Source organism: Rhodococcus antarcticus (assembly GCF_026153295.1).
Taxonomy (GTDB): domain Bacteria; phylum Actinomycetota; class Actinomycetes; order Mycobacteriales; family Mycobacteriaceae; genus Rhodococcus_D; species Rhodococcus_D antarcticus.
Genome location: NZ_CP110615.1, coordinates 2,349,013 through 2,374,135, shown reverse-complemented (window position 1 = coordinate 2,374,135; position 25,123 = coordinate 2,349,013). Strand labels below are relative to the sequence as shown.

Here is a 25,123-nt window from a genome sequence, read left to right as displayed (position 1 = left end):
GGCCGTGCGCCCCCGCGACGGGCTGGTCGCACAAAAGTCGTGCGTGACCGGCGTCGGCGTGGTCGGATGGTTCCACCTTCGCGGGAGGTGGTGCGTGCCAGGACGACAACGCAGACCCACCGGTGGCCGGTCGAACCGGCCGCCGCGCTCCACGGCGCTCCGCGGGGTCCCCCGTGCCACGGAGCCGGGCACCGCCGAAGCACGGGACGCAGCCCAAGCGCGGAACACGGTCGCACCGGCGGTGTCCGCCGTCGACGACCACGTCGCGCCGGCCTGGGTCACGCGCCGCGTCCTGCTGCTCAACGCCACCTACGAGCCGCTCACCGCGCTCCCGCTGCGCCGGGCGGTGGTCCTGCTGCTCCGTGGCAAGGCCGACGTGGTGCACGGCGATCCCTCCGGCCTGGTCCTGCACTCCGCGGGCACGTCGGTGGACGTCCCGTCGGTGATCCGCCTGCGCACCTACGTCCGGGTGCCCTACCGCGCCCGCATCCCCATGACCCGGGCCGCGCTCATGCACCGGGACCGGTTCCGGTGCGCGTACTGCGGTGCCAAGGCCGAGACCATCGACCACGTCGTCCCGCGCAGCCGGGGTGGCGAGCACTCCTGGGAGAACTGCGTGGCCTGCTGCTCGGACTGCAACCACCGCAAGGCCGACACGTTGCTCAGCGAGCTCGGATGGACCTTGCGCACAGTCCTCGTGCCCCCCAGGGGGCGACACTGGCGCCTGCTGGTGGCCGCCGAGGCCGTCGAGCCGGAGTGGGCGCGCTACCTGGGCGAGCCGGCGGCCTGACGCCGCACCCGGGCGTGTCGCGCTGGGCCGTCCGGGCGGAACCGTTGTGCGCTGTCTGTTCGTCCGAACGGGTGACGGCTACCCTCGCCAGGGTTGATCTTGGACGGCCGGGGGGTGCGGGGGGTGGGACGACACAGGGTGGCCGCCGTGCCCCGGTCGGGACCGGCCTCCGGGGTGGACGGCACCGCGTTCCGGCGCCTGCTGGTCGCGTGGGGCGTCTCGGTGCTCGGCGACGGCGTGCGGATGGTCGCGCTGCCGCTGGTCGCCGCCCTCATGACCGGCAGCCCGCTCGCCGTGACCGCGGTGGCCGCCGCGGAGCTCGTCCCGTGGCTGCTGTTCTCGGTGCCCTCCGGTGCGCTGGTGGACCGCTGGGACGCCCGCACCGCCCTGCTGGTCGCGCACCTGGTGCGGGCCGCGCTGTCCGGGGTGCTCGTGGTCGCCCTGCTGCAGAGCTCCTCGACGGTGGCCCTGCTGTGCGCCCTGGCGTTTATGCTCACCGTGGCCGAGACGTTCGCCGATGCGGCCTCGCAGGTGCTCCTGGTGGGCGCAGCCGGGCCCGCCGACCTGGTCCCCGCCAACGCGCGCGTGCGCACCGTGGAGTCGCTCACCCTGCACCTCGCCGGCCCGCTGCTCGGCGGCGTGCTGGTGGCGGTGCAGCCCGCGCTCGCGTTCGCCGTGGACGGGCTGACCTTCCTCGCCGCCGCGGCCCTCGTGACCCGCCTCCCGCGCGCGCTCGTCGCCGAGGACGGCGGCGGCGGTCCGGCCGAGCCGCTGCTGCGGGCCGTCCGGGAGGGCGTGCGGGCCGTGCTGGCCGACCGCGGGCTGCGGCTGGTGGTCTCGGTCATGGCGTGGACCTCGCTGGCCACGGGAGCGGTGGAGGCCATCACCACCCTGTACGCGCTGCAGGTGCTCGACCTCCCCATCGCACTGGTCCCGTTCGTGCTCGTGCTGCAGGCCGTCGGACTGCTGGTCGGCTCGCGGCTGGTCACGCCCACGGCGTCGAGATGGGGCGAGGGCTCGGTGATGACCCTCGCGCTGGTCCTGGTCGGCGGGGCCTACGTGGTCATCGGCCTGGTCCCGCGCGTCCCGGTGGTGCTGACCTGCTACCTGGTCACCGGCATCGGGTTCGCCCTGTGGAACGTGCTGGCCTCCGCGCGGCGCCAGCGGCTGACCCCGGAGGGCCTGCTCGGTCGGGTCAGCAACGCCAGCCGGGCCGTCACCTGGGGAGCGATGCCCCTGGGCGCACTGGTGGCCGGCGTGCTGGCGACGGCGACCTCGATGGCCGTCGTGCACGTCGCGGCCGGGGTCCTGGTGCTCGTGGTGGCGGGGCTGACGCGCGCTGCGCTGCGCGCCGCACACCGGTCGGGTTCACCGCTGCGGCAGTCCGCCACCGCCTGAGGGCGAGAACGCGGGCGGCGCGGGAACGATCTCGACCCCACTGGCGCGGACCCGGCGGGCGCGTCGGCTACGGTTCCCGCTGTGAGCGTCGCCGAGACCGTCCTGGTCTACGTCCTGATCCCGGTGGGGGCCCTGGCCGTCCTCGCCCTCGTCACCATGGCACCGCGGCTGGGCAAGCGCCCGCGCTACCGGAGCGGCCAGCCGTGGGAGCACGCGCCCGTGTGGTGGTCGGCCAACCCGGAGGGGGTGGGCACCGCCCACCACTCGTCGGTGCCGCAGCTCACCGCGGGGTCGTCGGACCGCCCGTCGACCGTGGGAGGCGGAGCTCGTGGCACCTGGTGATCTCGTGAAGGGTGATCTCGTGAAGGGTGGTCTCGTGGAGAGCGGTGCCGAGAAGGACCTGGAGGCCGCCCGGGCCGTGGAGACCCCGGACGGCAGTCCGCAGACCCCCACGGGCCGACGTGAGGACGACGAGCTGGCGCACGGTGCCGCCGTCGTGAACCTCTCGCGGGTCTCCGTCGCCCGCATGCAGAAGGCGGACCGACCGACCCTGCCGTTCACCCCCCAGCAGCTCTCCCGCCTCGACGAGGCCCTGACCTTCGCGGGCCGGGAGACCGGCGTGGCGTTCAGCGTCTACCTCGGCGAGCTGGGCGAGGACACCCGCGCCCGGGCCGAGGAGATGTTCGCCGGCCTGGGTGCCGCCGCCCCCGAGGCCGTCCTCATCGCGGTGTCCCCCGGGGAGCGCGTCGTGGAGCTCGTCACCGGCTCCTCGGTGCAGCGACGTGTCACCGACCGGGCCGCACGGCTGGCCGTCACCGCCATGGTCGCCTCTTTCCGCGAGGGTGACCTCGCCGGCGGGCTCGTCAGCGCCCTCCGGATGCTCGCCGACCAGGCCGGCCCCGCCGGGCACTGACCTGCACGAATCCCGACCCTGCGCGAATCCCGACGCCCCCGTCACCGGCAATGCCGGTGACGGGGGCGTCGTCGCACGTCAGCTCGCGTCGAACTCCCGGGCCGCCAGGGAGCGGACGACACCCGCGCGACCCTCGACCACGAGCCGGTGCAGGGCGGGCGGGTGCTCCTCGGCGAGGAACGCGTCCGCCGCGTCCACCGTGGACGGACGCACCGACCAGGTGGGGAACAGCCCCACGACGACGGCCTGGGCCACCTCGCTGGAGCGGCGCGCCCACACGTCGGAGACCTCCGCGAAGTAGCGGTCGACGAAGGGCTCGAGCAGCTCACCCTGGCCCGGTCGCCCGAACCCACCGATGATCGCCCGCCCGACGGCGTGGCTGAGCGTGTCGTCGTGCACGGCCCGCTGCCACGCCTGTTCCTTGGCGGCGAGCTGCGGGCGCAGGGCGGCGGCCCGTGCCCCCTGGCGCTCACCCGCGGCCGTCGGGTCGCGGCGCACCTCGGCGTCGATCTCCGGGGTGTCGAGGCCGGCGGCGTCGAGCTCGCCGGCCGCGGCCAGACCCTGCACCAGCGACCAGCGCAGGTCGGTGTCGACCACGAGCCCGGGCAGGCCCTGCGCGGCCGGGTCGCCGTCGAGCAGCCCACGCAGGACGGCGGTGTGCTGCGGACCGAGCACCGAGGAGGCCAGCGAGCCGACCAGGGTGAGCTGGTGGTCGGAGCCGGCTTCGGCGGTCCGCGCGAGCTCCAGGACCTTGTCGGTGAAGGCGGGCCACCCCTGTCCGGCGGCCCAGCCGGGCTCGGAGTAGCTGGCCAGCGCGGTCTGGGCCTGCAGCAGCAGCCGCCCCAGCACGCCGACCTCGGTCTCCCCGGCCAGCCCGGAGAGCACCAGCGCCACGAAGTCGCGCGGCTTCATCTCGGCCTCGCGGGTCATCTCCCAGGCTGCCGACCAGCACAGGGTGCGGGGCAGGGGCTCGGCCACGTCGGCGATGCGGTCGACCAGGGTGGCCAGGGACCGGTCGTCGAGCCGCAGGGAGCAGTACGTCAGGTCGTCCTCGTTGACGAGCACCAGCTCGCCGCGGTGCACGCCCACCAGGTCGGGGACCTCCGTGCGCTCGCCGGAGACGTCGAGCTCCACGCGGTGGGTGCGCACGAGGCGGCCGTCCTGGTCGTCGTACACGCCCACGGCCAGGCGGTGGGTGCGCCGCTCGCCGGCCCCCGGGCTCGCTGGTCCCTGCAGGACGGCGAAGGAGGTGAAGCGGCCGTCGGCGTCGGTCTCGAACTCCGGTCGCAGGGTGTTCAGGCCCGTGGTCTTGAGCCACTGCGCGCCCCAGTCGGACAGGTCGCGCCCGGAGGAGGCCTCGAGAGCACGGAGCAGGTCGGCGAACTCCGCGTTGCCGTAGGCGTGCTCGGCGAAGTAGGCGCGCAGCCCGGCCAGGAAGTCCTCCTGGCCCACGTAGGCCACCAGCTGCTTGAGCACGGAGGCACCCTTGGCGTAGGTGATGCCGTCGAAGTTGACCTCCACGGCGGCCAGGTCGGGGATGTCCGCGGCGATGGGGTGGGTGGAGGGGAGCATGTCCTGGCGGTAGGCCCAGCTCTTCTCCAGGTTGGCGAACGTCGTCCAGGCGCTGGTGTACTCGGTGGCCACCGACTGGCAGAGCACGGAGGCGTAGGTGGCGAAGGACTCGTTGAGCCACAGGTCGTCCCACCAGCGCATGGTGACCAGGTCGCCGAACCACATGTGTGCCATCTCGTGCAGCACGGTCTCGCAGCGCCGCTCGTAGAGGGCGGACGTGACGCGGCTGCGGAAGACGTAGTCCTCCAGGAAGGTCACGGCGCCGGCGTTCTCCATGGCCCCGGCGTTGAACTCGGGCACGAAGAGCTGGTCGTACTTGCCGAAGGCGTAGGGCGTGCCGAAGTTCTGGTGGTAGAAGGCGAAGCCCTGCTTGGTCTCGGCGAACAGCCGCTCGGCGTCCATGTGCTCGGCGAGCGTGCTGCGGCAGTACAGCCCTAGCGGGATGGTTCCGTGGGCGTCGGTGTAGCTGTCGGTCCACACCGCGTACGGACCGGCGATCAGGGCGACGAGGTAGGTGCTCAGGCGCGGGGTCGTGGCGAAGACGTGCACGCCGCCCTCGGTCGACGTCGCGGACGAGTTGCTGATCACCTGCCAGTCCTGGGGAGCGGTCACGGTGAGGTCGAAGACGGCCTTGAGGTCCGGCTGGTCGAAGCAGGCGAACATCCGCTTGGCGTCCGCGGTCTCGAACTGGCTGTAGAGGTAGACCGCTTCGTCGACCGGGTCGACGAAGCGGTGCAGGCCCTCGCCGGTGCGGGAGTACTCGCACGCGGCGTGGACCACGAGCTCGTTGCGCTCGGCCAGGTCGGGCAGCACGATGCCCTGCTCGGGGTCGTAGCCGGAGATGTCCAGCTCGGTGCCGTTCAGCGTCGCGCCGTGCACGGTGGGTGCGACCAGGTCCACCACGGAGGTGGACCCGGGCGTCGCCGTGAAGGTGATGGTGGTGCGGGAGTCGAACGTCGACGTGCCGGCACCGCCCGCCCCGTCGGTCAGGTCCAGCGTGATCGCGTAGCGCTGCACCGCGAGCACGTCCGCGCGATCCTGGGCCTGCTGCTGGGTGAGGTTCGGGGCCGTCACGCAGATGCACCTCTTCGTCGTCGTCGTCGGGCGGGATCACCGCCAGGGCTGCCGACCATCCCACCACGGGAAGAGCGGGCCCGTCCGCGTGGTTGTGCCGGGCATGACCACTGCTGCTGCCCCGGAGAAGGACACCGCCGACTTCTGGTTCGACCCGCTCTGCCCGTGGTGCTGGATCACCTCGCGCTGGATGCTGGAGGTCGAGAAGGTCCGCGACATCGAGCTGAACCTGCACGTGATGAGCCTGGCCGTGCTGAACGAGGGCCGGGACCTGTCGGAGAGCTACCAGGAGCTGATGGCCAAGGCCTGGGGCCCGGTGCGGGTGTGCATCGCCGCGGAGCAGGCGCACGGCACCAAGGTGCTGGCCGCGCTGTACACGGCCATGGGCACGAGGATCCACAACCAGGGGATGGACGACTTCGACCTGGTCATCCGTGAGTCGCTCGCCGAGGCCGGTCTACCCGCCGAGCTCGCCGAGGCGGCCTCCAGCACCTCCCACGACGAGGCGCTGCGAGCCTCGCACCACGCCGGCATGGACGCCGTGGGCCCGGACGTGGGCACCCCCACCATCCACCTCAACGGGGTCGCGTTCTTCGGCCCGGTCCTCTCCCGCATCCCGCGCGGAGACGACGCCGGCCGGGTGTGGGACGGCTCCGTGCTGCTCTCGAGCTACCCGCACTTCTTCGAGCTCAAGCGCACCCGCGACGAGGAGCCGCAGTTCGACTGAGCCCTGCCGGTCCGTGGTGATCACGAGCGGCCGGGGTCGCCGCCCCACGTCTGCCTGGTCACCACGGGGGCTGGCACCCGTTGCGGCCCCGCCGGTCGCGTCAGACGACGATGCGCATGGGCTTGCCCAGGCCGTCGGGCTCCCCGCCGAGCACCTCCGCCTCCCCGGCCGCCCACCGTCGCGCGGACCACGCGCACGCCACCGCGTCCAGCACGTCGTCCATCGCCGGGCCCGGGGGGATCCCGCCCAGCGAGACCGCGACGTCCAGCCAGAGGCCCAGCGCGGCGATCCGCTGACCCTGCCCGCGCGCGGTCTTCTTTGACGCGAAGGCCGTGCCGGGGTCCATCGCCCGGAACGCGACCTCCGGGTGGCACTCCACCACCCGCACCGGGTCCACCGGGACCGAGTCGAAGTCCAGGATGCCCGGCACGATGAACCACGTCTGCTTGCTGATCTTCCTGCCGGCCGCGACGACCGAGCGGGCGTTGGCGTCGGGGTAGCTGGTGGCCCCGAGCACGGACCTCGCCGGGGTGGGGAACACCGAGGACGTCGCCCCGGGCAGCCGTCTCCGGGCCAGGGGTTCGCAGGAGCGGACCGCGTCGTCGGCCAGGCCCATGGGGACGTCGATCGCGACGGCGGCGCAGCCCGCGGTGGCCGCCAGCACACCGGTGGCGTCCTGCTCGACGGTGAACCCCACGTCGCGGCCGTCGACGGTCGCAACGACCCACCGCCCGCCGAACCCGTCCACGCCAGCGACCACCGCACCCACCTGAGACACTGTAGGCATGCGCGTCTACCTGGGTGCCGACCACGCCGGTTTCGAGTTCAAGGCCAGGATCGTCGAGCACCTGCTCGCCGCCGGGCACGAGCCGGTGGACGTCGGGGCGCACGCCTACGACCCGGTCGACGACTACCCCGCGTTCTGCGTCGAGGCGGCCCGGTGCACGGTGGCCGACCCCGGCAGCCTGGGCCTGGTGCTCGGCGGGTCCGGAAACGGCGAGCAGATCGCGGCCAACAAGGTGCCCGGCTGCCGCGCGGCGCTGGCCTGGAGCGTGGAGACCGCGACGCTGGCCCGGGAGCACAACGACGCCCAGGTCATCGGCATCGGCGGTCGCCTGCACACCCCGGAGGAGGTGCTGGCCATCGTCGACGCCTTCCTGGCCACGCCGTTCTCCGGCGAGCAGCGCCACCAGCGGCGCATCGACCAGCTCAGCGACTACGAGCGCACGGGCACCCCGCCGGCGCTGCCGGAGGCCTGAGTTGCCCGAGGGCCACACGATCCACCGCCTCGCCCGCGACCACCAGAAGCAGTTCGGCGGGGCGCCGGTGCACGTCACCAGCCCGCAGGGCCGCTTCTCCACCGGTGCGGAGCTGGTCGACGGCATGACGCTGCGCGGGGCCGAGGCGTACGGCAAGCACCTGCTGCACCGCTACGGCCCGGACACGGTGGTGCACGTCCACCTGGGGCTCTACGGGAAGTTCACCTCGCACACCGGGGAGGTCGCCGAGCCACGTGGGCAGGTGCGCATGCGGATGGTGGGCACCGACCACTGGGCCGACCTCCGGGGTGCGACGGCGTGCGAGGTGTGGACCGCCCACGAGGTGGACACCCTGCTCGACCGGCTGGGTCCGGATCCGTTGCGCAAGGATGCCGACCCCGAGCGGGCCTGGGCGCGGATCTCCCGCTCCAAGGTCACCGTGGGGGCGCTGCTCATGGACCAGAAGGTGCTGGCCGGGGTGGGCAACGTGTACCGGGCCGAGGTGCTGTTCCGGCACGGCATCGGCCCGCACCGCAGCGGCCGCGACCTCGACCGCGCCGAGTGGGACGCGGTGTGGCTGGACCTGGTGGAGCTGATGAAGGTCGGCGTGCGGCGGGGGCGCATCGTCACCATCCGTCCCGAGCACGACCACGGTGACCTGCCCGTGCGCCGGGGCCGGGTGGGCGGTCCGCGCAGCTACGTCTACCGCCGCGCGGGCCTGCCCTGCCGGACCTGCGGGACTCCCGTGCTGACCGAGGAGATGGTGGGCCGCAACCTGTTCTGGTGCCCCACCTGCCAGCCCGACTGAGCGCGCGGCGCGGGGGTCGCCCCGCCCGCGTCGCCGTCGGTCGGGCGGGGGCCGGCGTCCCGGCCTACCGTCCTGAGGTCGCCTGCAGCAGCCCGGGTGCGTGCCCAGCCCGTTCGACGAACCAGGAGAACCCCCAATGGCTTCCCGCCCCCTCACCGGCCTCGCCGCCGGACTGCTCGCCGGCGCCGCCGGCGTCACCGCCCACAACGCGGTCACCTACGTGCACCAGGCCCTCACCGGCTCGGCGTCGCCCTCCTCGCCGGCCTCCGACGTGCCCGCCCGCACCGCTGACGGGGCCACGCCCGCGCCCGTGCAGACCGCCGCGGCCGGCCCGCTGGGCGGCACCGTCCTCGGGGTCGTGATCGGGGCCGCAGCCGGTGCGCTGCGCGGGCTCTCCACCACCCCACCCCAGCCCGTGGCCGCCGTCGGTGTCGGTGTGGCGGCCTGGGCCTCGGCCCTGGGTGCTGCCGCCGCCACGGGGGCGGCGCGGCCGACCACGCCGCAGCAGACCGCCATCGAGGCGCTGAGCCACCTGGCCTACGGCGTCGTCACCGTGCTGGCGCTGCACCACCTGCTCGACCCGCGCACCCCGGTCGTCCCGCGCTGACCACCCGCCACGGGTCCACCGTCGCCGGTGGACCCGTGGTCCGGAGTGCGTGCACCCCGAAGCTCTGACCTGGGCAGACCGCGACGGGTGCTGCTGTGGAGCGGGCGACGGGAATCGAACCCGCGTAGTCAGTTTGGAAGACTGGAGCTCTACCATTGAGCTACGCCCGCGTGCAGCGCCGGCCCCAGGATCGCCGGGACCGCCGCGTGCGGTGTCAGAGACTACCCACCCGGCCCGTACGATCCACACCACGGGGTGTGGCGCAGCTTGGTAGCGCACTCGCTTTGGGAGCGAGGGGCCGTGGGTTCGAATCCCGCCACCCCGACGCACCAGAGGCACCGCGCCCCCGCACGAGCACGAGCCCACCCGATCCACCGAACGCCAGAGGAGCACACCCCGTGAAGAGCACCGTCGAGCAGATCAGCCCGACCCGGGTACGCGTCGTCGTCGACGTCCCGTTCTCCGAGCTGAAGCCCGACTTCGACCGTGCCTACAAGGCGCTCGCGCAGCAGATCCGCCTCCCCGGGTTCCGCCCGGGGAAGGCGCCGGCCCGGCTGCTCGAGGCACGCGTCGGCCGCGGTGCGGTGCTGGAGCAGGTGGTGAACGAGGCGATCCCGGCGAAGTACTCCGAGGCGATCACCAAGGCCGAGCTCAAGGTCCTCGGCCAGCCGGAGATCGAGGTGACCAAGCTCGAGGACGGCGAGGAGCTCACCTTCACCGCCGAGGTCGACGTCCGCCCGGAGATCACCGTCCCGGCGTTCGGCGAGCTCGCCGTGACCGTCGACCCCATCGTCATCGACGAGGACGACGTGACCGAGCAGCTCGACTCCCTGCGCGCCCGCTTCGGCACCCTCACCGGCGTCGAGCGCCCCGCGGAGACGGGCGACTTCGTCAGCATCGACCTGTCGGCGACGGTCGACGGCGAGGACGTCCCGGACGCCTCCACCACGGGCCTGTCCTACGAGATCGGCTCCGGCCAGCTCATCGAGGGCATCGACGAGGCGCTCGTGGGCATGTCCGAGGGCGACACCGGCGAGTTCTCCACCGCTCTGCTGGCGGGTGAGCACGCGGGCAAGGACGCCGTCGTCGCCGTCGTCCTGGGTGCGGTGAAGGTCCGCGAGCTGCCCGACGCCGACGACGAGTTCGCGCAGATGGCCAGCGAGTTCGACACCCTCGACGAGCTGCGCGCCGACCTCCGTGAGCGCGTCTCGCGGGTGAAGAAGGTCGAGCAGGCCACCCAGGCCCGCGACAAGGTGCTCGACGCGCTGCTCGAGGTCACCGAGATCGCCGTGCCGGAGAAGGTGGCGCAGGCGGAGTACGACTCCCGCCTGCACGACGCCGTGCACCCGTTCGACCACGACGAGGAGAAGTTCGAGGCCGCCCTGGTCGCCGAGGGCTCCACCCGCGAGGAGTTCGACACCGAGGCCCGCGCGGACGCCGAGCGGTCGGTGAAGACCCAGCTGCTGCTCGACGCCATCGCCGAGGCCGAGGGCACCACCGTCGGCAACGACGAGCTGACCGAGCGGATCGTCTACCAGGCGCAGCGCTTCGGCATCAGCCCCGACGAGTACGTCCGGCAGGCGCAGGAGGCCAACCAGCTCCCCGCGATCTTCGCCGACGTCCGCCGTGGCAAGGCGCTGGCCGGCGTCGTGGGCCAGGCCACCGTGACCGACACCGACGGTGCGGCCGTCGACCTCGACGAGCTGCTCGGGCGCACCTCCTCCGACGAGGGCTCCGACGACGGTCCCGAGGTGGTGGGCACCACCGCCGAGGGTGACGCCGTCATCGAGGGCGACGTGGTCGAGGGTGGCGCCACCTCCTGACGCCCAGAGCGAACACGGGCGGTGCCGGGACTGCGGCACCGCCCGTCTTCGTTAGTGTCGAGAGGACAGCTCGACCGGGTCTTCTCGGTCACCACTGACGCTGAACCTCGACCGGAAGGCAGGCCCCCTCGTGACGCCGAAGAACCCCTCCATGGCCGGCACCGCTGGGCTCAACCTGAGCGACTCGGTGTACGAGCGGCTGCTCCAGGAGCGGATCATCTTCCTGGGCACCCAGGTGGACGACGACATCGCCAACAAGCTGTGCGCGCAGATCCTGCTCCTCTCCGCGGAGGACCCGACGCGCGACATCTCCCTCTACATCAACTCCCCGGGTGGCTCCGTCACCGCGGGGATGGCCATCTTCGACACGATGCAGTTCGCGGAGTGCGACGTCGCCACGATCGGGATGGGCATGGCTGCCTCGATGGGCCAGTTCCTGCTCTCGGCCGGGACCAAGGGCAAGCGCTACGCACTGCCGCACGCCCGGATCATGATGCACCAGCCGTCGGCCGGCATCGGTGGCTCCGCGAGCGACATCGCCATCCAGGCCGAGCAGTTCGCCTACACCAAGCGCGAGATGGCCGAGCTCATCGCCGAGCACACCGGGCAGACGGTGGAGCGCATCAACACCGACTCCGACCGCGACCGCTGGTTCACCGCCGCCGACGCGAAGGAGTACGGCTTCGTCGACCACGTCGTCAGCCGGGCCACCCAGACCGGCGGCACCGGCTCCTGACCCGAGCCGTCACCCCACCCCAGGCTGCCGAACCCCAGACGGAGACCCACACCATGAACATCCCCCCGCTGCTCGGATCCCAGGGCATGCAGATGCCGAGCTCGCGCTACACGCTCCCGTCCTTCGTGGAGCGCACCAGCTACGGCATGAAGGAGTCCAACCCGTACAACAAGCTCTTCGAGGAGCGCATCATCTTCCTCGGGGTGCAGGTGGACGACGTGTCCGCCAACGACATCATGGCCCAGCTGCTGGTGCTCGAGTCCGACGACCCGGACCGCGACATCATCATGTACATCAACTCGCCGGGGGGTTCGTTCACCTCGCTGATGGCCATCTACGACACGATGCAGTACGTCCACGCCGACATCCAGACGGTGTGCCTCGGCCAGGCGGCCTCCGCCGCGGCCGTGCTCCTCGCGGCCGGCACGCCCGGCAAGCGGATGGCGCTGCCCAACGCGCGGGTGCTCATCCACCAGCCCGCCACCGAGGGCATCTACGGCCAGGTCTCGGACCTGGAGATCCAGGCCAACGAGATCCAGCGCATGCGACGGCTGCTCGAGACCACCTTGTCCAACCACACCGGCAAGACGGCGGAGCAGGTCAAGGAGGACATCGAGCGGGACAAGATCCTCACCGCCGAGGAGGCCAAGGCCTACGGCATCGTGGACAACGTGCTGCCCTACCGCAAGCTCTCCGCGCAGGGACCCAAGAGCTGAGACGCGCTTCCCCGCACGCGCACGACACGCCGCCCGGACGCTCCTGCGTCCGGGCGGCACGTGCACCGGGCACCCTGGGCGACCAGTCCTGGTGATCACGCCTCGCCCGGGTGCCGTCGACGGGTAGCGTCGGTCCTGGAACGAGGACGCAGCGCGCTCGACGAGGAACGCATCGCACGATCGACCACCGCTCGCAGCCAGCCGCACCGGCTGAGGAAGTAGGACCACCCATGGCACGCATCGGTGACGGGGGCGACCTGCTGAAGTGCTCGTTCTGCGGCAAGAGCCAGAAGCAGGTCAAGAAGCTCATCGCCGGGCCCGGGGTGTACATCTGCGACGAGTGCATCGACCTGTGCAACGAGATCATCGAGGAGGAGCTGGCGGAGGCCGGCGAGGTCAAGCTCGACGAGCTGCCCAAGCCGGCCGAGATCCGTGAGTTCCTCGAGAACTACGTCATCGGCCAGGACACGGCCAAGCGCACGCTCGCGGTGGCCGTCTACAACCACTACAAGCGCATCCAGGCCGGGGACAAGGTCCGCGACCCGCGCGACGAGCAGATCGAGCTGGCCAAGTCCAACATCCTCATGCTCGGCCCCACCGGCTGCGGCAAGACCTACCTCGCCCAGACCCTGGCCAAGATGCTGAACGTGCCCTTCGCCATCGCGGACGCCACGGCGCTGACGGAGGCCGGGTACGTCGGCGAGGACGTGGAGAACATCCTCCTCAAGCTCATCCAGGCCGCGGACTACGACGTGAAGCGGGCCGAGACCGGGATCATCTACATCGACGAGGTCGACAAGATCGCCCGCAAGAGCGAGAACCCGTCGATCACCCGGGACGTGTCGGGCGAGGGCGTGCAGCAGGCCCTGCTGAAGATCCTGGAGGGCACGCAGGCGAGCGTCCCGCCGCAGGGTGGCCGCAAGCACCCGCACCAGGAGTTCATCCAGATCGACACCACCAACGTGCTGTTCATCGTCGCCGGCGCCTTCGCGGGCCTCGAGCGGATCGTCAGCGACCGGGTCGGCAAGCGCGGGCTCGGCTTCGGCGCGGAGGTGCACTCCAAGGCGGAGATGGACACGATGGACCGCTTCGCCGACGTGATGCCCGAGGACCTCATCAAGTTCGGCCTCATCCCCGAGTTCATCGGCCGCCTCCCGGTCATCGCGACCGTGACCAACCTGGACAAGCAGTCCCTGGTCACCATCCTCAGCGAGCCCAAGAACGCGCTGGTCAAGCAGTACAACCGGCTGTTCGAGATGGACGGTGTGGAGCTCGAGTTCGAGGCCGACGCGCTCGACGCGATCGCGGAGGCGGCCATCCACCGCGGCACCGGGGCCCGGGGGCTCCGCGCGATCATGGAGGAGGTCCTGCAGCCGGTCATGTACGACATCCCCAGCCGCGACGACGTGGCCAAGGTCGTCATCACCGGGGAGACCGTCCGCGACAACGTGCTGCCGACGATCGTGCCCCGCAAGCCGGCCCGCGCGGAGCGCCGCGAGAAGAGCGCCTGAGCCCTCAGGCGAGGATGCGCTGCACCTCGGAGTAGACGTTCATGGTCTGCCCGCGCAGGAAGCCCACGACGGTGACCCCCGCCTCGGCCGCCAGCTCCACCGCGAGCGAGGACGGGGCGGACACCGCGGCGAGCACCGGGATCCCCGCCATCACGGCCTTCTGGACGAGCTCGAACGACGCCCGGCCGCTGACCATGAGCACGCAACCCCGCAGGGGCACGCGGCCCTCCCGCACGGCCCAGCCCACCACCTTGTCCACCGCGTTGTGGCGGCCCACGTCCTCGCGGAGCACCAGCAGCTCACCGTCCGGGGTGAACAGCGCAGCGGCGTGCAGCCCACCCGTGGAGCCGAACACCTTCTGCGAGGCCCGCAGGGTCCCCGGCATGGTCGTCAGGACGCTGACCTTCACCGCCACCTCGTCCTCGGCGGGGGAGTAGCGGCTGACCAGCTTCACCGCGTCCAGGGATGCCTTGCCGCACACCCCGCACGAGCTGGTCGTGTAGAAGTTGCGCTCCACGGACGGGTCCGGCGGCGCGACGCCCTCGGCGAGCTCGACGTCGAGCACGTTGTAGGTGTTGCGGCCCTCCTCGTCCACGCCGTCGCAGTAGCGGGCCACCAGCACGTCGTCTCGGCTGCCGATGACACCCTCGGTGAGCAGGAAGCCGTGCAGCAGGTCCACGTCGTGGCCGGGGGTCCGCATGGTGACGGCGAGCGAGGCCCCGCCGACGCGGATCTCCATCGGCTCCTCGACGACCAGCGTGTCCGGCCGGGTGGTCTCGCCGTCGGCGGTGATCCGGCGGACCGGGCGGCGAGCGGTGACGCGTCCCACGGGTGCTCCTCCTCTGCTGCAGGGTTCAACCACACCACTGTGCCACCGTCGGTCCCGCGGTGCCGTGCGGGTGGGTGCGAGACTGACGTGGAGAAGGTCGGACGGCAGACAGGGGCACGGGTGCGCTCGGAGTGGGTCCGGCTCACCGTGCTGGTTGCGGTGGTGGCCACCGTCGTCGTGGTGTTCGCCGTCGAGGGTGTGCCCTCCTTCGAGGACGTGCGCTCCACGGTGGACGGGGCGGGTGCCTGGGCCCCGGTCCTGTTCGTCGTCCTGTTCGCCCTCGCGACGCTGGCGGTGCTGCCGGTGTCGCTGTTCTCCCTGTCGGCCGGCGTGCTCTTCGGGCCGGTCGAGGGCCTCGGCCTGGTGTGGCTGGGTGCCATGGCCGGGTCGCTGGCGTGCTTCGGGCTCGGCCGGGTGCTCTCGCGGCCCGCGCTGCTCCGGCTGGCGGGGTCCGACCGCGGCGGCCCGGCCCTGGCGCGGTTGGAGCTGTTCCTGGCTCGGCGGGGACTCGTGGCCGTGCTCTCGATGCGGCTGGTCCCGGTGGTGCCGTTCGGACCGTCGAGCTACGTCGCGGGTGCCACGGCCCTGCAGGTCCGGGACTTCGCGGTGGGGACGGGCATCGGCATCCTGCCCGGCGTCGTGGTCTTCACCGTGCTGGGGGGCAGCGTGGGGGACCCCACCTCGCCGGCGTTCCTGGGTGCCGTCGCGGCGTTCCTCCTGCTGCTCGCGGTGTCCGGTGTGCTGGCTCGGCGCAGCCGCCGCACGGGGGAGCTCCCCGGCGAGGACCTCTGAGCGCGCGGACCTCACCGCTCGGCGCGCACGCACCCGCAGGACCGCGCTCGGTTTGCTCAGGCGTGGTGCAGGTCATACCGTCGCCCGGGTCGTCCAACCTGCGACGACCTCCACCACCACCGAGAGGACCTGCGCATGAGCGTCGGCATCCTGGCGCGCGAGCGCATCGTCGCACCACCGGGCTGGAGCCGGTGGCTGATCCCCCCAGCAGCGCTGGCCATCCACCTCGCGATCGGCCAGGTCTACGCCTGGAGCGTGTTCAAGGCCGCCATCTCCAAGTCCGAGGGTCTCTCCGGGACCGTCACCGCCATCCCGTTCCAGCTCGGGATCGTCATGCTCGGCGTCTCCGCCGCCGTGCTCGGCACCCGCGTCGACAAGAACGGCCCGCGCTGGGCCATGACGATGGCCGCCATCTTCTTCTCCTCGGGCCTGCTCGTCTCCGCGCTGGGCATGGCGCTGGGGCAGTTCTGGCTGGTCATCCTCGGGTACGGCGTCATCGGTGGCATCGGGCTGGGCATCGGCTACATCTCGCCGGTCTCGACGCTGATCAAGTGGTTCCCGGACCGTCCCGGCCTCGCCACCGGCGTGGCGATCATGGGCTTCGGTGGTGGTGCGCTCATCGCGTCGCCGCTGACCACCCAGCTCATCAAGGCCTTCTCCGGCATGAACGCCGATGGCACCCAGGCCACCACCAGCGGCGGGATCGCCTCCACGTTCCTGGTCCTGGGGATCGGCTACGCCGTGTTCATGGCCCTGGGCGCCGTGATCATCCGGGTGCCGGCCGACGACTGGAAGCCCGCCGGCTTCACCCCGCCCGCGCACGGCACCAAGGGCGCGGCGGGCAAGGCCGTCTCGGCCGCCAGCGCCATCCGCACCCCGCAGTTCTGGCTGTTGTGGATCGTGCTGTGCTTCAACGTCACCGCGGGCATCGGCATCCTCGAGCGCGCCTCGGGGATCTACCAGGACTTCTTCCCGTCCGCGACGTCGCCGACGGCGCTGACCGCGGCCGCCGGCGGGTTCGTCGCCTTCCTGTCGCTGACCAACATGCTCGGCCGGTTCCTCTGGTCCTCGGCCTCCGACGCCATCGGCCGCAAGAACATCTACCGCGTCTACCTCGGCGTCGGTGCGCTGCTCTACCTCTACATCACCCTGTACACGAGCTCGAACAAGGTCCTGTTCCTGGTGAGCGCGCTGGTGATCATCTCCTTCTACGGGGCCGGGTTCGCGACCATGCCCGCGTACCTGCGCGACCTGTTCGGCACCTACGAGGTCGGCGCCATCCACGGCCGTGTCCTCACCGCGTGGTCGGCTGCGGGTGTGCTCGGCCCGCTCATCGTCAACGCCATCGCCGACCGCGGTCAGGCGGGGGACCCCGGCCGCTACGTGCCGGCGTTCGCGGTCATGATCGTGCTGCTGGTCATCGGCTTCGTCGCCAACGAGCTCATCAAGCCCGTCGCAACCAAGTTCCACGAGCCCGACACGTCGACCTCGCCCTCCCTGGGCAAGACGGGAGCGAACGCATGAGCACCAACACTGCCCGCGACACCACCGGGGCCGCGCCCGCGGTGGTCGTCGTCGTCGCCTGGCTCTGGGTGCTGCTGCCCTTCGCCTACGGCGTCTACGAGCTCGTCCTCAAGGTGAAGAACCTGTTCGGCTGAGCTCCGCACCCACGACGCAGCCCCCGCACTCGGCTCGAGTGCGGGGGCTGCGTCGCGGGTGGGGCAGGACTCAGACCGTCACGGGCTCCACCCGGACCACCACGCCCTTGGACACGGGCGTGTTGGACGTCGTCGCCACGTGGTCCAGCGGGATCAGCGGGTTCGTCTCGGGGTAGTAGGCCGCGGCGTTGCCCTGCGGGGTGGAGTAGGAGACCACCCGGAACCCGTCCGCGCGGCGCTCCTCGACGGTGCCGTCCGCGAGGGTCCACTCCGAGACGAGGTTGACGGCCGCCTCGTCCACCAGACCGAGCGAGGCGATGTCGGCGGGGTTCATGAAGATGACCTTTCGGGCGTTCTTCACCCCCCGGTAGCGGTCGTCGAGTCCGTAGATCGTGGTGTTGTACTGGTCGTGGCTGCGCAGCGTCTGCAGGATCACCCGGCCCTCGGGCGTCGGCAGCCACGTCAGCGGGTTGGTGGCGAAGTTCGCCTTGCCCGTCGTCGTCGGGAAGCTGCGCGAGTCGCGCGGGGGGTGGGGCAGCAGGAAGCCGTCCGGCTGGCGGACCCGGGTGTTGAAGTCGTCGAAGCCGGTGATCACCCTGGAGACCGAGTCTCGGATGGTGTCGTAGTCACCCTCGAAGGTGCGCCAGGGCACGACGTGGTCCTCGCCGAGGGTCGCCAGGGCCATCCGGCAGACGATGGAGACCTCGCTGCGCAGGTACTCGCTGGCCGGCTCGAGGCCACCGCGGGAGAGGTGCACCATCGACATGGAGTCCTCGACGGAGACCTTCTGCTTGCCGCTGGCCTGCACGTCGCGCTCGGTGCGGCCCAGCGTCGGCAGGATGATCGCGGTGCGGCCCGGCACCACGTGGCTCCGGTTGAGCTTCGTCGAGATCTGCACGGTCAGCGAGCAGCCCTGCAGGGCTGCCTCGCACACGGCGGTGTCGGAGGTGGCGTGGGCGAAGTTGCCGCCCATCCCGACGAACACCCGGGCCGCACCGTCGCGCATCGCCCGGATGGCGTCGACGGTGTCCACCCCGTGCTCGCGCGGGCTGGTGATCCGGAACTCGGTGTCCAGCGCGTCGAGGAACTCGTCCGGCATCTTCTCCCAGATGCCCATGGTGCGGTCGCCCTGGACGTTGGAGTGCCCGCGCACGGGGCACACCCCGGCACCCGGCTTGCCCATCATCCCGCGCAGCAGGAGCAGGTTGACGGCCTCCTCGATGGTGGCGACCGCGTCCTTCTGCTGCGTGAGGCCCATGGCCCAGCAGAGCACGGTGCGCTCGGAGGTGATCATCATGTCGGCGAGGGTGCGGATCTCCGAGAGCTGCAGGCCGGTGGCCTCGAGCACGGTGTCGTAGTCCACGGTGCGGATCGCGGCCTCGTACTCGGCGAAGCCGTGGCAGTGCTCGTCGATGAACGCGCGGTCCACGACGGTGCCGGGGTTCGCGTCCTCGGCCTCGAGCAGCATCCGGCCGAGGGCCTGGAACAGCGCCAGGTCGCCCGAGAGGCGGATCTGCAGGAACTCGTCGGCCATCTCGACGCCGCTGCCGAGGACGCCGTTGACCTTCTGCGGGTCCTTGAAGCGGCGCAGACCGGCCTCGGGCAGCGGGTTGATGGCCACGATCTTCGCGCCGCGCCCCTTGGCGATCTCCAGGTTGGACAGCATCCGCGGGTGGTTGGTGCCGGGGTTCTGCCCCGCGATGATGATGAGGTCGGCCTCCTCGACGTCGGTGACCGAGACCGAGCCCTTGCCGATGCCGATGCTCGAGCTCAGGGCGGCCCCCGAGGACTCGTGGCACATGTTCGAGCAGTCCGGCATGTTGTTGGTGCCGAAGCTGCGGACGAACAGCTGGTAGGTGAAGGCGGCCTCGTTGCTGGTGCGCCCGGAGGTGTAGAAGATCGCCTCGTCGGGGCTGGCCAGGCCGTTGAGCTCGTCGGCGATGAGGGTGAACGCGCCGTCCCAGCTGATCGGCTCGTAGTGCGTGGCGCCCTCGCGCAGCACCATCGGGTGCGTCAGCCGCCCCTGCTGGCCCAGCCAGTAGCCGGACTTGGTGCGCAGCTCCTCGACGGAGTGCTCGGCGAAGAACTTCGGCGTCACACGGCGCAGCGTTGCCTCCTCGGAGACCGCCTTGGCGCCGTTCTCGCAGAACTCGGCGATCTTGCGACCACCGGGGCGCTCCGGCCACGCGCAGCCCGGGCAGTCGAACCCGTCGCGCTGGTTCAGCTTGAGAAGGGTGCGGGTGGTGCGCAGCAGGCCCATCTCCTCGAGGCCGCGCTTGAGCGAGACCGCGACGGCGGGCACTCCGGCCGCGTAGTCCTTGCGCTTGGTGACCTCCAGGTCCGCTTCGTCGATGTCCTTGATGGGTGCCGGGCGTGTCATGGCTCCAGTCTCCTCACGGGCGCGGCCGAGCACCACACGAGCAGGTGGCGGCACGGCCGGCGGTACCCGACCCTCGGCGGACGGCGGTCGCACGAGGGCCGGCGCACGGGGTCGCGCGGGTCCGGTTCGTCGGGACCCGGGACCGACGGCCCGCGTCGCACTACGGTGAGGGCGTCGCAGCAGGGGCCGCGTCCTCGTCGGCGTCGTGTCGACCCGCGCACCGGATGGCGCTCGGTTTCCTGCCGTCCGTCCAGCCGTGACGCACACCAACACCGGAGCTGCGAGGGGTGACGACCTGTGGATGGCGGGACGAGCACGGCGGCGCACATCAACCGGAGCACCACCTCGGCGTCGGCGGGCAGCTCGTTCCTGCGCTCCACGTGAGGCCCGCCGGCGTGGTCCTCGCGGGCGGGCGGTCCCGGCGGATGGGCACCGACAAGGCGCTGCTCGAGCTCGACGGAGTGCCCTCCGTGGTCCGTGTCGTCGCCGCGCTCGCGCACCTGGGCCGGGTGGTCGTCGTCGCGGCCCAGCACCAGCCGCTGCCCCGGCTGGCCGCCACCGTCGTCCGCGACGAGAGGGCCGACACCGGTCCGCTGCACGGGCTCGCGATCGGGCTGCGTGCCGCGGCGGGTGCGGGGGCCGGCGTGGCGGTCGTCTGCGCCACCGACCTGCCGCTGCTGCACCCGGCCGTCGTCGACGCCCTGCTGGCCCGCCTCGGGGACCACGACGTGCTGCTGCCGGTGGTGGACGGGCACGAGCAGCCGTTGGCGGCGGTCTACCGCACCTCCCTGGCGCCGGTGGCCGGCGAGCTGGTCTCCGCGGGGGAGCGTCGGCTGCTGGCAGTCCTGGCCGGCGTGGACGTGCGTCGGATCGACGGTGCCGAGCTGGCCGGGGATCCCGCCGTCGCCGCCGCCGACCCCCACCTGCACTCCCTGCGCAGCGCCAACACCCCGCAGGAGTGGTCCGCGCTGGCGGGGCTCGTCGCCGGGCGCTGACGGGGCCGGACGCGGCGCGTCCCGGGGTTTCCTAGACTCACCCGGTGACCCGCCCCGAGGACCGCGCCACCAGCGCCGACACCCCCCGCACCAACCCGCACGACCGCTCCGCCGTGCTGCCCGCCGCCTGGGAGCCCGGGGCCGTGGAGTCCGAGCTCTACCAGCGCTGGGTCGACGCCGGGTGGTTCACCGCGGACGCGACGAGCAGCAAGCCGTCGTTCTCCATCGTGCTGCCCCCGCCCAACGTGACCGGCAGCCTGCACCTGGGTCACGCGCTGGACCACACGCTGATGGACGCGATGACCCGCCGCAAGCGGATGCAGGGCTACGAGGTGCTCTGGCTGCCCGGCACCGACCACGCCGGCATCGCCACCCAGGCCGTCGTCGAGAAGCGGCTCGAGGGGACCACGCGCCAGGAGCTGGGGCGCGAGGCGTTCGTGGAGAAGGTCTGGGACTGGACGAAGATCTCCGGGGACACCGTGCGCGGGCAGATGCGTCGCCTCGGCGACGGGGTCGACTGGAGCCGGGAGCGCTTCACCCTGGACGACGGTCTCTCCCGCGGCGTGCAGACGATCTTCCAGCGCCTGTTCGACGCCGGGCTCGTCTACCGGGCCGAGCGGCTGGTCAACTGGTCGCCCGCGCTGCAGAGCGCCATCAGCGACATCGAGGTCAGCTTCCGCGACGTCGAGGGCGAGCTGGTGAGCCTGCGCTACGGCTCCCTGGACGACACCGAGCCGCACGTCGTGGTGGCGACCACCCGGGTGGAGACCATGCTGGGGGACACCGCGGTGGCCGTGCACCCCGACGACGAGCGGTACGCCCACCTCGTCGGCACCACGCTGGAGCACCCGCTGACCGGGCGCCGCATCCCCGTCATCGCCGACGACTACGTCGACCCCGAGTTCGGCACCGGCGCGGTCAAGATCACCCCTGCCCACGACCCCAACGACTTCGAGATGGGCCGCCGGCACGGCCTCGAGATGCCCTCGATCATGGACGTCGAGGGTCGCATCACCGGGACGGGCACCGAGTTCGACGGCATGGACCGTTCCGTGGCGCGGGTGGCCGTTCGCGAGGCCCTCGCCGCCCAGGGCCGCGTCGTGAAGGAGGTGCGGCCCTACCTGCACAGCGTCGGGCACTCCGAGCGCACCGGCGAGCCCATCGAGCCCCGGCTGAGCCTGCAGTGGTTCGTGGCCACCGAGACCCTGGCGAAGGCCGCCGGCGACGCCGTCCGCGACGGTCGCACCACCATCCACCCGAAGAGCCAGGAGCCGCGCTGGTTCGCCTGGGTCGACAACATGCACGACTGGTGCATCAGCCGCCAGCTCTGGTGGGGCCACCGCATCCCCATCTGGTACGGCCCCGACGGTGAGACCGTCTGCGTCGGACCGGACGACGTCCCGCCCAGCGGCGAGGGCTGGCACCAGGACCCCGACGTGCTGGACACCTGGTTCTCCTCGGGCCAGTGGCCCTTCGCCACCCTGGGCTGGCCCGAGCAGACACCGGAGCTGGCGCGGTTCTACCCGACGGACGTGCTGGTCACCGGCTACGACATCTTGTTCTTCTGGGTGGCCAGGATGATGATGTTCGGCCTGTACGTGGCCGAGGCCGACGGCCGTGCCCCGGTCGACGCCGTGCCCTTCACGGACGTGTTCCTGCACGGGCTGCTCCGCGACGGCGAGGGCAGGAAGATGTCCAAGAGCCGAGGCAACGGCATCGACCCCATCGAGTGGATGGACACCTTCGGTGCGGACGCGGTGCGCTTCACCCTGGCCCGCGGAGCCAACCCGGGGGCGGACCTCTCCGTCGGTGACGAGCACGCCCAGGCCTCGCGCAACTTCGTCACCAAGCTGTTCAACGCGACCAAGCTCGGCCTGATGAACGGCGCCGAGGTCGACGGCCTGCCCGACCGTGCCGACCTCACCGACGTCGACCGCTGGGTCCTCGACCGGCTCGACGTCGTCCTGGCCGAGAACGACGCGCTGCTGGACCGCTTCGAGATCGGCAAGGCCAGCGAGCTCGTCTTCCACTTCGCGTGGGACGAGGTGTTCGACTGGTACCTCGAGCTGGCCAAGGTGCAGCTGGGCCGCGAGGGTGACGAGCCCACCGCACCGGCCACCCGGGCCGTGCTCGGGCACGTGCTGGACGTCCTGCTGCGCCTGCTGCACCCCACGATGCCCTTCGTCACCGAGACCCTGTGGACGGCACTGACCGGCCGCGAGTCCGTCGTCGTGGCCAGCTGGCCGACGCACTCCGGCGCGAGCGCGGACACCGTCGCCGCGCGCCGGGTGGCCGACCTGCAGCGCCTGGTCACCGAGGTGCGCCGCTTCCGGGCCGACCAGGGCCTGCGCCCCACCCAGAAGGTGGCGGCCCGGCTGACGGGGCTCTCCGGCGCCGACCTCGACCCGGTGGCCGCGCAGCTGCTCTCGCTGGCGCGCCTCGACGAGCCCGGCGAGGGCTTCGCCGCAACGGCCTCGATCGAGGTCAGGCTGTCGCGGGCGACCGTGCAGGTGGAGCTCGACACCTCCGGCACCGTCGACCTCGCCGCCGAGCGCCGCCGGCTGGACAAGGAGCTGGCCGCGGCGGAGAAGGAGCTGGCCACCACCACCGGCAAGCTGGGCAGCGCCGCGTTCGTGGGCAAGGCACCCGACGACGTGGTGGCCAAGATCCGGGCGCGCCAGAGCCTCGCGACCGAGGAGATCGAGCGGGTCACCGCGCGGCTGGCCGGGCTGGGCCAGGGATGAGCCGACCCGTGCCCAAGGGCTGGGGCCCGCAGGACCTGGCCGACCTCTCCGTCGTCGAGGGCCTGCTGAACCAGCGCTGGCCCGAGACCAAGATCGACCCCACGACCGAGCGGATGGTCCAGCTGGTGGAGGCGCTGGGCTCCCCGCAGCGCAGCTACCCGGCGGTGCACGTGGCCGGGACCAACGGCAAGACGTCGGTGAGCCGGATGATCGACGCGCTGCTCACCCGGCTCCAGCTGCGCACCGGGCGCACCACCAGCCCGCACCTGCAGGTGGTGACCGAGCGCATCAGCATCGACGGTGCGCCCATCAGCCCCGCGCGCTTCGTGGACACCTACGCCGACGTCGCCCCGTTCCTCGACCTCGTGGACGCCTCCTCCGCGGCCCGGGGCGGACCGCCGCTCAGCACGTTCGAGGTGCTCACCGCCATGGCGTTCGCCGCGTTCGCCGAGGCCCCGGTGGACGTGGCCGTCGTCGAGGTCGGGATGGGCGGGCGCTGGGACGCCACGAACGTCGTCGACGGCCAGGTCGCGGTCATCACCCCGATCGCCGTCGACCACGTCGAGTACCTGGGCTCCGACCTCGGTGGCATCGCGGGCGAGAAGGCCGGGATCATCAAGGCGGGCTCGGTGGCCGTGATGGCCCAGCAGTCGCCCGAGGTGGGAGAGGTGCTGCTGCGCCGGGCCGTGGAGGTGGACGCGTCCGTCGCCCGCGAGGGGGCGGAGTTCTCCGTGCTGTCCCGGGCCGTGGCCGTGGGCGGCCAGCTGCTCACCCTGCAGGGGCTCGGGGCGATCTACCCCGACGTGTTCCTGCCGCTGCACGGCGCGCACCAGGCCCGCAACGCCGCCCTGGCCCTGGCCGCGGTCGAGGCCTTCTTCGGTGCCGGCCCGGAGCGGGCGCTGCCCGCCGAGGCCGTGCGCGACGCGTTCGCCTCCGTCACCTCGCCCGGCCGCCTCGAGCGCGTCCGCAACGCCCCGAGCGTGTTCCTCGACGCGGCGCACAACCCGCACGGCGCGACCGCGCTCGCCGTCGCGCTCGACGAGGAGTTCGACTTCCGCAAGCTCGTCGGCGTCGTCGCGGTGATGGCCGACAAGGACGCGCCGGGGCTGCTCGCGGCCCTGGAGCCCGTGCTCGACGAGGTCGTGGTGACCCGCAGCGCCTCCCCCCGCGCCATGGACGTCGAGGTGCTGGCCGCGCACGCTGTGGCCCGCTTCGGCGACGAGCGCGTGGTGGTGGTCGACGACCTGGCCGGGGCGATCGAGACCGCCGTCGCCCAGGCCGAGGAGGCCGCCGAGGACGAGGCCGTCTCCGGGTCCGGCGTCGTCGTCACCGGTTCGGTCGTCACCGTCGGCGAGGCCCGCACGCTGCTCGGGAAGGATCCCGCATGACCACCGACGCCACCCCGACCCCCGAGTTCGGGCCGCCCGACCGCGACCCCTGGAAGGGGCTGCGGGGGGTGATGGCCGGGACGCTCGTGCTGGAGGCGATCGTGGTGCTGCTCGCGCTGCCGGTCGTCGCCACCACCGGGGGCGGGCTGACCGTGGTCACCGGCACCTACGTGGTCGCGCTCGCCGTGGTCATGGTCGTGATGAGCGGGATGCAGCGTCGGCCCTGGGCCCTGGGCGCGAACCTGGGCCTGCAGCTGCTCGCCGTGGCGGCCGCGGTGTTCAGCATCCCGCTCGGTGCCGTCGGGGTGCTCTTCGCCGCGGTGTGGGCGTACCTGATGTACCTGCGCCGCGACATCCAGCAGCGGATGGCCTCGGGGCGGCTGCCCGGCCAGCGCGGATAAGG

23 protein-coding genes and 2 tRNA genes are annotated in these 25,123 nt (G+C 72.2%); 20 read left to right on the top strand and 5 right to left on the bottom strand.

Going from position 1 to position 25,123, the window contains the following annotated elements:
• Positions 1–241 precede the first annotated feature (241 nt).
• The 4 genes from RHODO2019_RS11540 to RHODO2019_RS11525 all read left to right on the top strand — a co-directional run bounded on the left by RHODO2019_RS11540 (position 242) and on the right by RHODO2019_RS11525 (position 3,101).
• Complete coding sequence (locus RHODO2019_RS11540; RefSeq protein WP_265381940.1) at positions 242–790, top strand: HNH endonuclease; 549 nt, start codon at positions 242–244, stop codon at positions 788–790.
• Positions 791–937: 147 nt separating this feature from the next.
• The gene (locus tag RHODO2019_RS11535; protein ID WP_265381939.1) at positions 938–2,188 is read left to right on the top strand and encodes an MFS transporter; all 1,251 of its coding nucleotides are present in this window, start codon (positions 938–940) and stop codon (positions 2,186–2,188) included.
• Between the two features lie 81 nt (positions 2,189–2,269).
• Entirely contained in the window at positions 2,270–2,530 is a 261-nt protein-coding gene (ctaJ, locus tag RHODO2019_RS11530; protein ID WP_265381938.1) for an aa3-type cytochrome oxidase subunit CtaJ, read from the top strand.
• Between the two features lie 4 nt (positions 2,531–2,534).
• Complete coding sequence (locus tag RHODO2019_RS11525) at positions 2,535–3,101, top strand: DUF5130 family protein (RefSeq protein ID WP_265381937.1); 567 nt, start codon at positions 2,535–2,537, stop codon at positions 3,099–3,101.
• A gap of 78 nt (positions 3,102–3,179) precedes the next feature.
• Here RHODO2019_RS11525 and pepN read toward each other — a convergent pair whose 3' ends face one another.
• On the bottom strand, positions 3,180–5,747 hold the full coding sequence (gene pepN / locus RHODO2019_RS11520; RefSeq protein ID WP_265381936.1) for an aminopeptidase N: 2,568 nt from the start codon (positions 5,745–5,747) through the stop codon (positions 3,180–3,182).
• Positions 5,748–5,850: 103 nt separating this feature from the next.
• On the opposite strand from pepN, the gene RHODO2019_RS11515 reads away from it, so the two are divergent.
• A complete protein-coding gene (locus RHODO2019_RS11515; RefSeq protein ID WP_265381935.1) occupies positions 5,851–6,474 on the top strand; it encodes a mycothiol-dependent nitroreductase Rv2466c family protein in 624 nt (207 codons plus the stop codon).
• Between the two features lie 100 nt (positions 6,475–6,574).
• Here RHODO2019_RS11515 and RHODO2019_RS11510 read toward each other — a convergent pair whose 3' ends face one another.
• The gene (locus RHODO2019_RS11510; protein ID WP_265381934.1) at positions 6,575–7,243 is read right to left on the bottom strand and encodes a DUF429 domain-containing protein; all 669 of its coding nucleotides are present in this window, start codon (positions 7,241–7,243) and stop codon (positions 6,575–6,577) included.
• 16 nt (positions 7,244–7,259) lie between these two features.
• Here RHODO2019_RS11510 and RHODO2019_RS11505 point away from each other — a divergent pair, with 16 nt between their 5' ends.
• The 3 genes from RHODO2019_RS11505 to RHODO2019_RS11495 all read left to right on the top strand — a co-directional run bounded on the left by RHODO2019_RS11505 (position 7,260) and on the right by RHODO2019_RS11495 (position 9,148).
• Complete coding sequence (locus tag RHODO2019_RS11505; protein WP_265381933.1) at positions 7,260–7,733, top strand: ribose-5-phosphate isomerase; 474 nt, start codon at positions 7,260–7,262, stop codon at positions 7,731–7,733.
• A 1-nt stretch (position 7,734) separates the two neighbouring features.
• Positions 7,735–8,541, top strand: a complete 807-nt coding sequence (locus RHODO2019_RS11500; RefSeq protein WP_265381932.1) for an Fpg/Nei family DNA glycosylase — start codon at positions 7,735–7,737, stop codon at positions 8,539–8,541.
• A gap of 136 nt (positions 8,542–8,677) precedes the next feature.
• Positions 8,678–9,148 (top strand): hypothetical protein, encoded by a 471-nt coding sequence (locus RHODO2019_RS11495; RefSeq protein WP_265381931.1) that lies wholly within the window; start codon positions 8,678–8,680, stop codon positions 9,146–9,148.
• Positions 9,149–9,244: 96 nt separating this feature from the next.
• Here RHODO2019_RS11495 and RHODO2019_RS11490 read toward each other — a convergent pair.
• A tRNA-Gly gene (locus RHODO2019_RS11490) sits at positions 9,245–9,318 on the bottom strand.
• 81 nt (positions 9,319–9,399) lie between these two features.
• Between RHODO2019_RS11490 and RHODO2019_RS11485 the strand changes: the two genes are divergently transcribed.
• The 5 genes from RHODO2019_RS11485 to clpX all read left to right on the top strand — a co-directional run bounded on the left by RHODO2019_RS11485 (position 9,400) and on the right by clpX (position 13,934).
• Positions 9,400–9,473: transfer RNA gene (locus RHODO2019_RS11485), tRNA-Pro, on the top strand.
• Positions 9,474–9,546: 73 nt separating this feature from the next.
• Complete coding sequence (gene tig, locus RHODO2019_RS11480) at positions 9,547–10,971, top strand: trigger factor (RefSeq protein WP_265381930.1); 1,425 nt, start codon at positions 9,547–9,549, stop codon at positions 10,969–10,971.
• 151 nt (positions 10,972–11,122) lie between these two features.
• Positions 11,123–11,707: an ATP-dependent Clp protease proteolytic subunit gene (locus RHODO2019_RS11475; RefSeq protein ID WP_265381929.1), complete on the top strand. Its 585-nt coding sequence runs from the start codon at positions 11,123–11,125 to the stop codon at positions 11,705–11,707.
• Positions 11,708–11,760: 53 nt separating this feature from the next.
• Complete coding sequence (locus tag RHODO2019_RS11470) at positions 11,761–12,423, top strand: ATP-dependent Clp protease proteolytic subunit (RefSeq protein ID WP_265381928.1); 663 nt, start codon at positions 11,761–11,763, stop codon at positions 12,421–12,423.
• A 230-nt stretch (positions 12,424–12,653) separates the two neighbouring features.
• Positions 12,654–13,934 carry an ATP-dependent Clp protease ATP-binding subunit ClpX gene (gene clpX, locus RHODO2019_RS11465; protein ID WP_265381927.1) on the top strand — a complete coding sequence of 427 codons (1,281 nt, stop codon included), beginning with the start codon at positions 12,654–12,656 and terminating at the stop codon, positions 13,932–13,934.
• Between the two features lie 4 nt (positions 13,935–13,938).
• On the opposite strand, the gene fdhD is transcribed toward clpX, so the two are convergent.
• Positions 13,939–14,763 carry a formate dehydrogenase accessory sulfurtransferase FdhD gene (gene fdhD, locus RHODO2019_RS11460; RefSeq protein ID WP_265381926.1) on the bottom strand — a complete coding sequence of 275 codons (825 nt, stop codon included), beginning with the start codon at positions 14,761–14,763 and terminating at the stop codon, positions 13,939–13,941.
• An 87-nt stretch (positions 14,764–14,850) separates the two neighbouring features.
• On the opposite strand from fdhD, the gene RHODO2019_RS11455 reads away from it, so the two are divergent.
• The 3 genes from RHODO2019_RS11455 to RHODO2019_RS11445 all read left to right on the top strand — a co-directional run bounded on the left by RHODO2019_RS11455 (position 14,851) and on the right by RHODO2019_RS11445 (position 17,213).
• Entirely contained in the window at positions 14,851–15,555 is a 705-nt protein-coding gene (locus RHODO2019_RS11455; protein WP_265381925.1) for a TVP38/TMEM64 family protein, read from the top strand.
• Positions 15,556–15,690: 135 nt separating this feature from the next.
• Positions 15,691–17,079, top strand: coding sequence for an L-lactate MFS transporter (locus RHODO2019_RS11450; protein ID WP_265381924.1), 1,389 nt, complete (start codon positions 15,691–15,693; stop codon positions 17,077–17,079).
• Complete coding sequence (locus RHODO2019_RS11445) at positions 17,076–17,213, top strand: MFS transporter small subunit (protein WP_265381923.1); 138 nt, start codon at positions 17,076–17,078, stop codon at positions 17,211–17,213. The genes RHODO2019_RS11450 and RHODO2019_RS11445 overlap by 4 nt, the downstream gene beginning before the upstream one ends.
• Before the next feature lie 70 nt (positions 17,214–17,283).
• Here the strand turns inward: RHODO2019_RS11445 and RHODO2019_RS11440 are convergent, their stop codons facing one another.
• On the bottom strand, positions 17,284–19,593 hold the full coding sequence (locus RHODO2019_RS11440; RefSeq protein WP_265381922.1) for an FdhF/YdeP family oxidoreductase: 2,310 nt from the start codon (positions 19,591–19,593) through the stop codon (positions 17,284–17,286).
• Positions 19,594–20,018: 425 nt separating this feature from the next.
• Between RHODO2019_RS11440 and mobA the strand changes: the two genes are divergently transcribed.
• The 4 genes from mobA to RHODO2019_RS11420 all read left to right on the top strand — a co-directional run bounded on the left by mobA (position 20,019) and on the right by RHODO2019_RS11420 (position 25,121).
• A complete protein-coding gene (mobA, locus tag RHODO2019_RS11435; RefSeq protein ID WP_265381921.1) occupies positions 20,019–20,588 on the top strand; it encodes a molybdenum cofactor guanylyltransferase in 570 nt (189 codons plus the stop codon).
• 113 nt (positions 20,589–20,701) lie between these two features.
• Positions 20,702–23,332 (top strand): valine--tRNA ligase, encoded by a 2,631-nt coding sequence (locus RHODO2019_RS11430; RefSeq protein ID WP_265384739.1) that lies wholly within the window; start codon positions 20,702–20,704, stop codon positions 23,330–23,332.
• Entirely contained in the window at positions 23,329–24,720 is a 1,392-nt protein-coding gene (gene folC / locus RHODO2019_RS11425) for a bifunctional tetrahydrofolate synthase/dihydrofolate synthase (RefSeq protein ID WP_265381920.1), read from the top strand. The genes RHODO2019_RS11430 and folC overlap by 4 nt, the downstream gene beginning before the upstream one ends.
• The gene (locus RHODO2019_RS11420) at positions 24,717–25,121 is read left to right on the top strand and encodes a DUF4233 domain-containing protein (protein ID WP_265381919.1); all 405 of its coding nucleotides are present in this window, start codon (positions 24,717–24,719) and stop codon (positions 25,119–25,121) included. Before folC ends, RHODO2019_RS11420 begins: the two co-directional genes overlap by 4 nt.
• Positions 25,122–25,123: the final 2 nt, after the last annotated feature.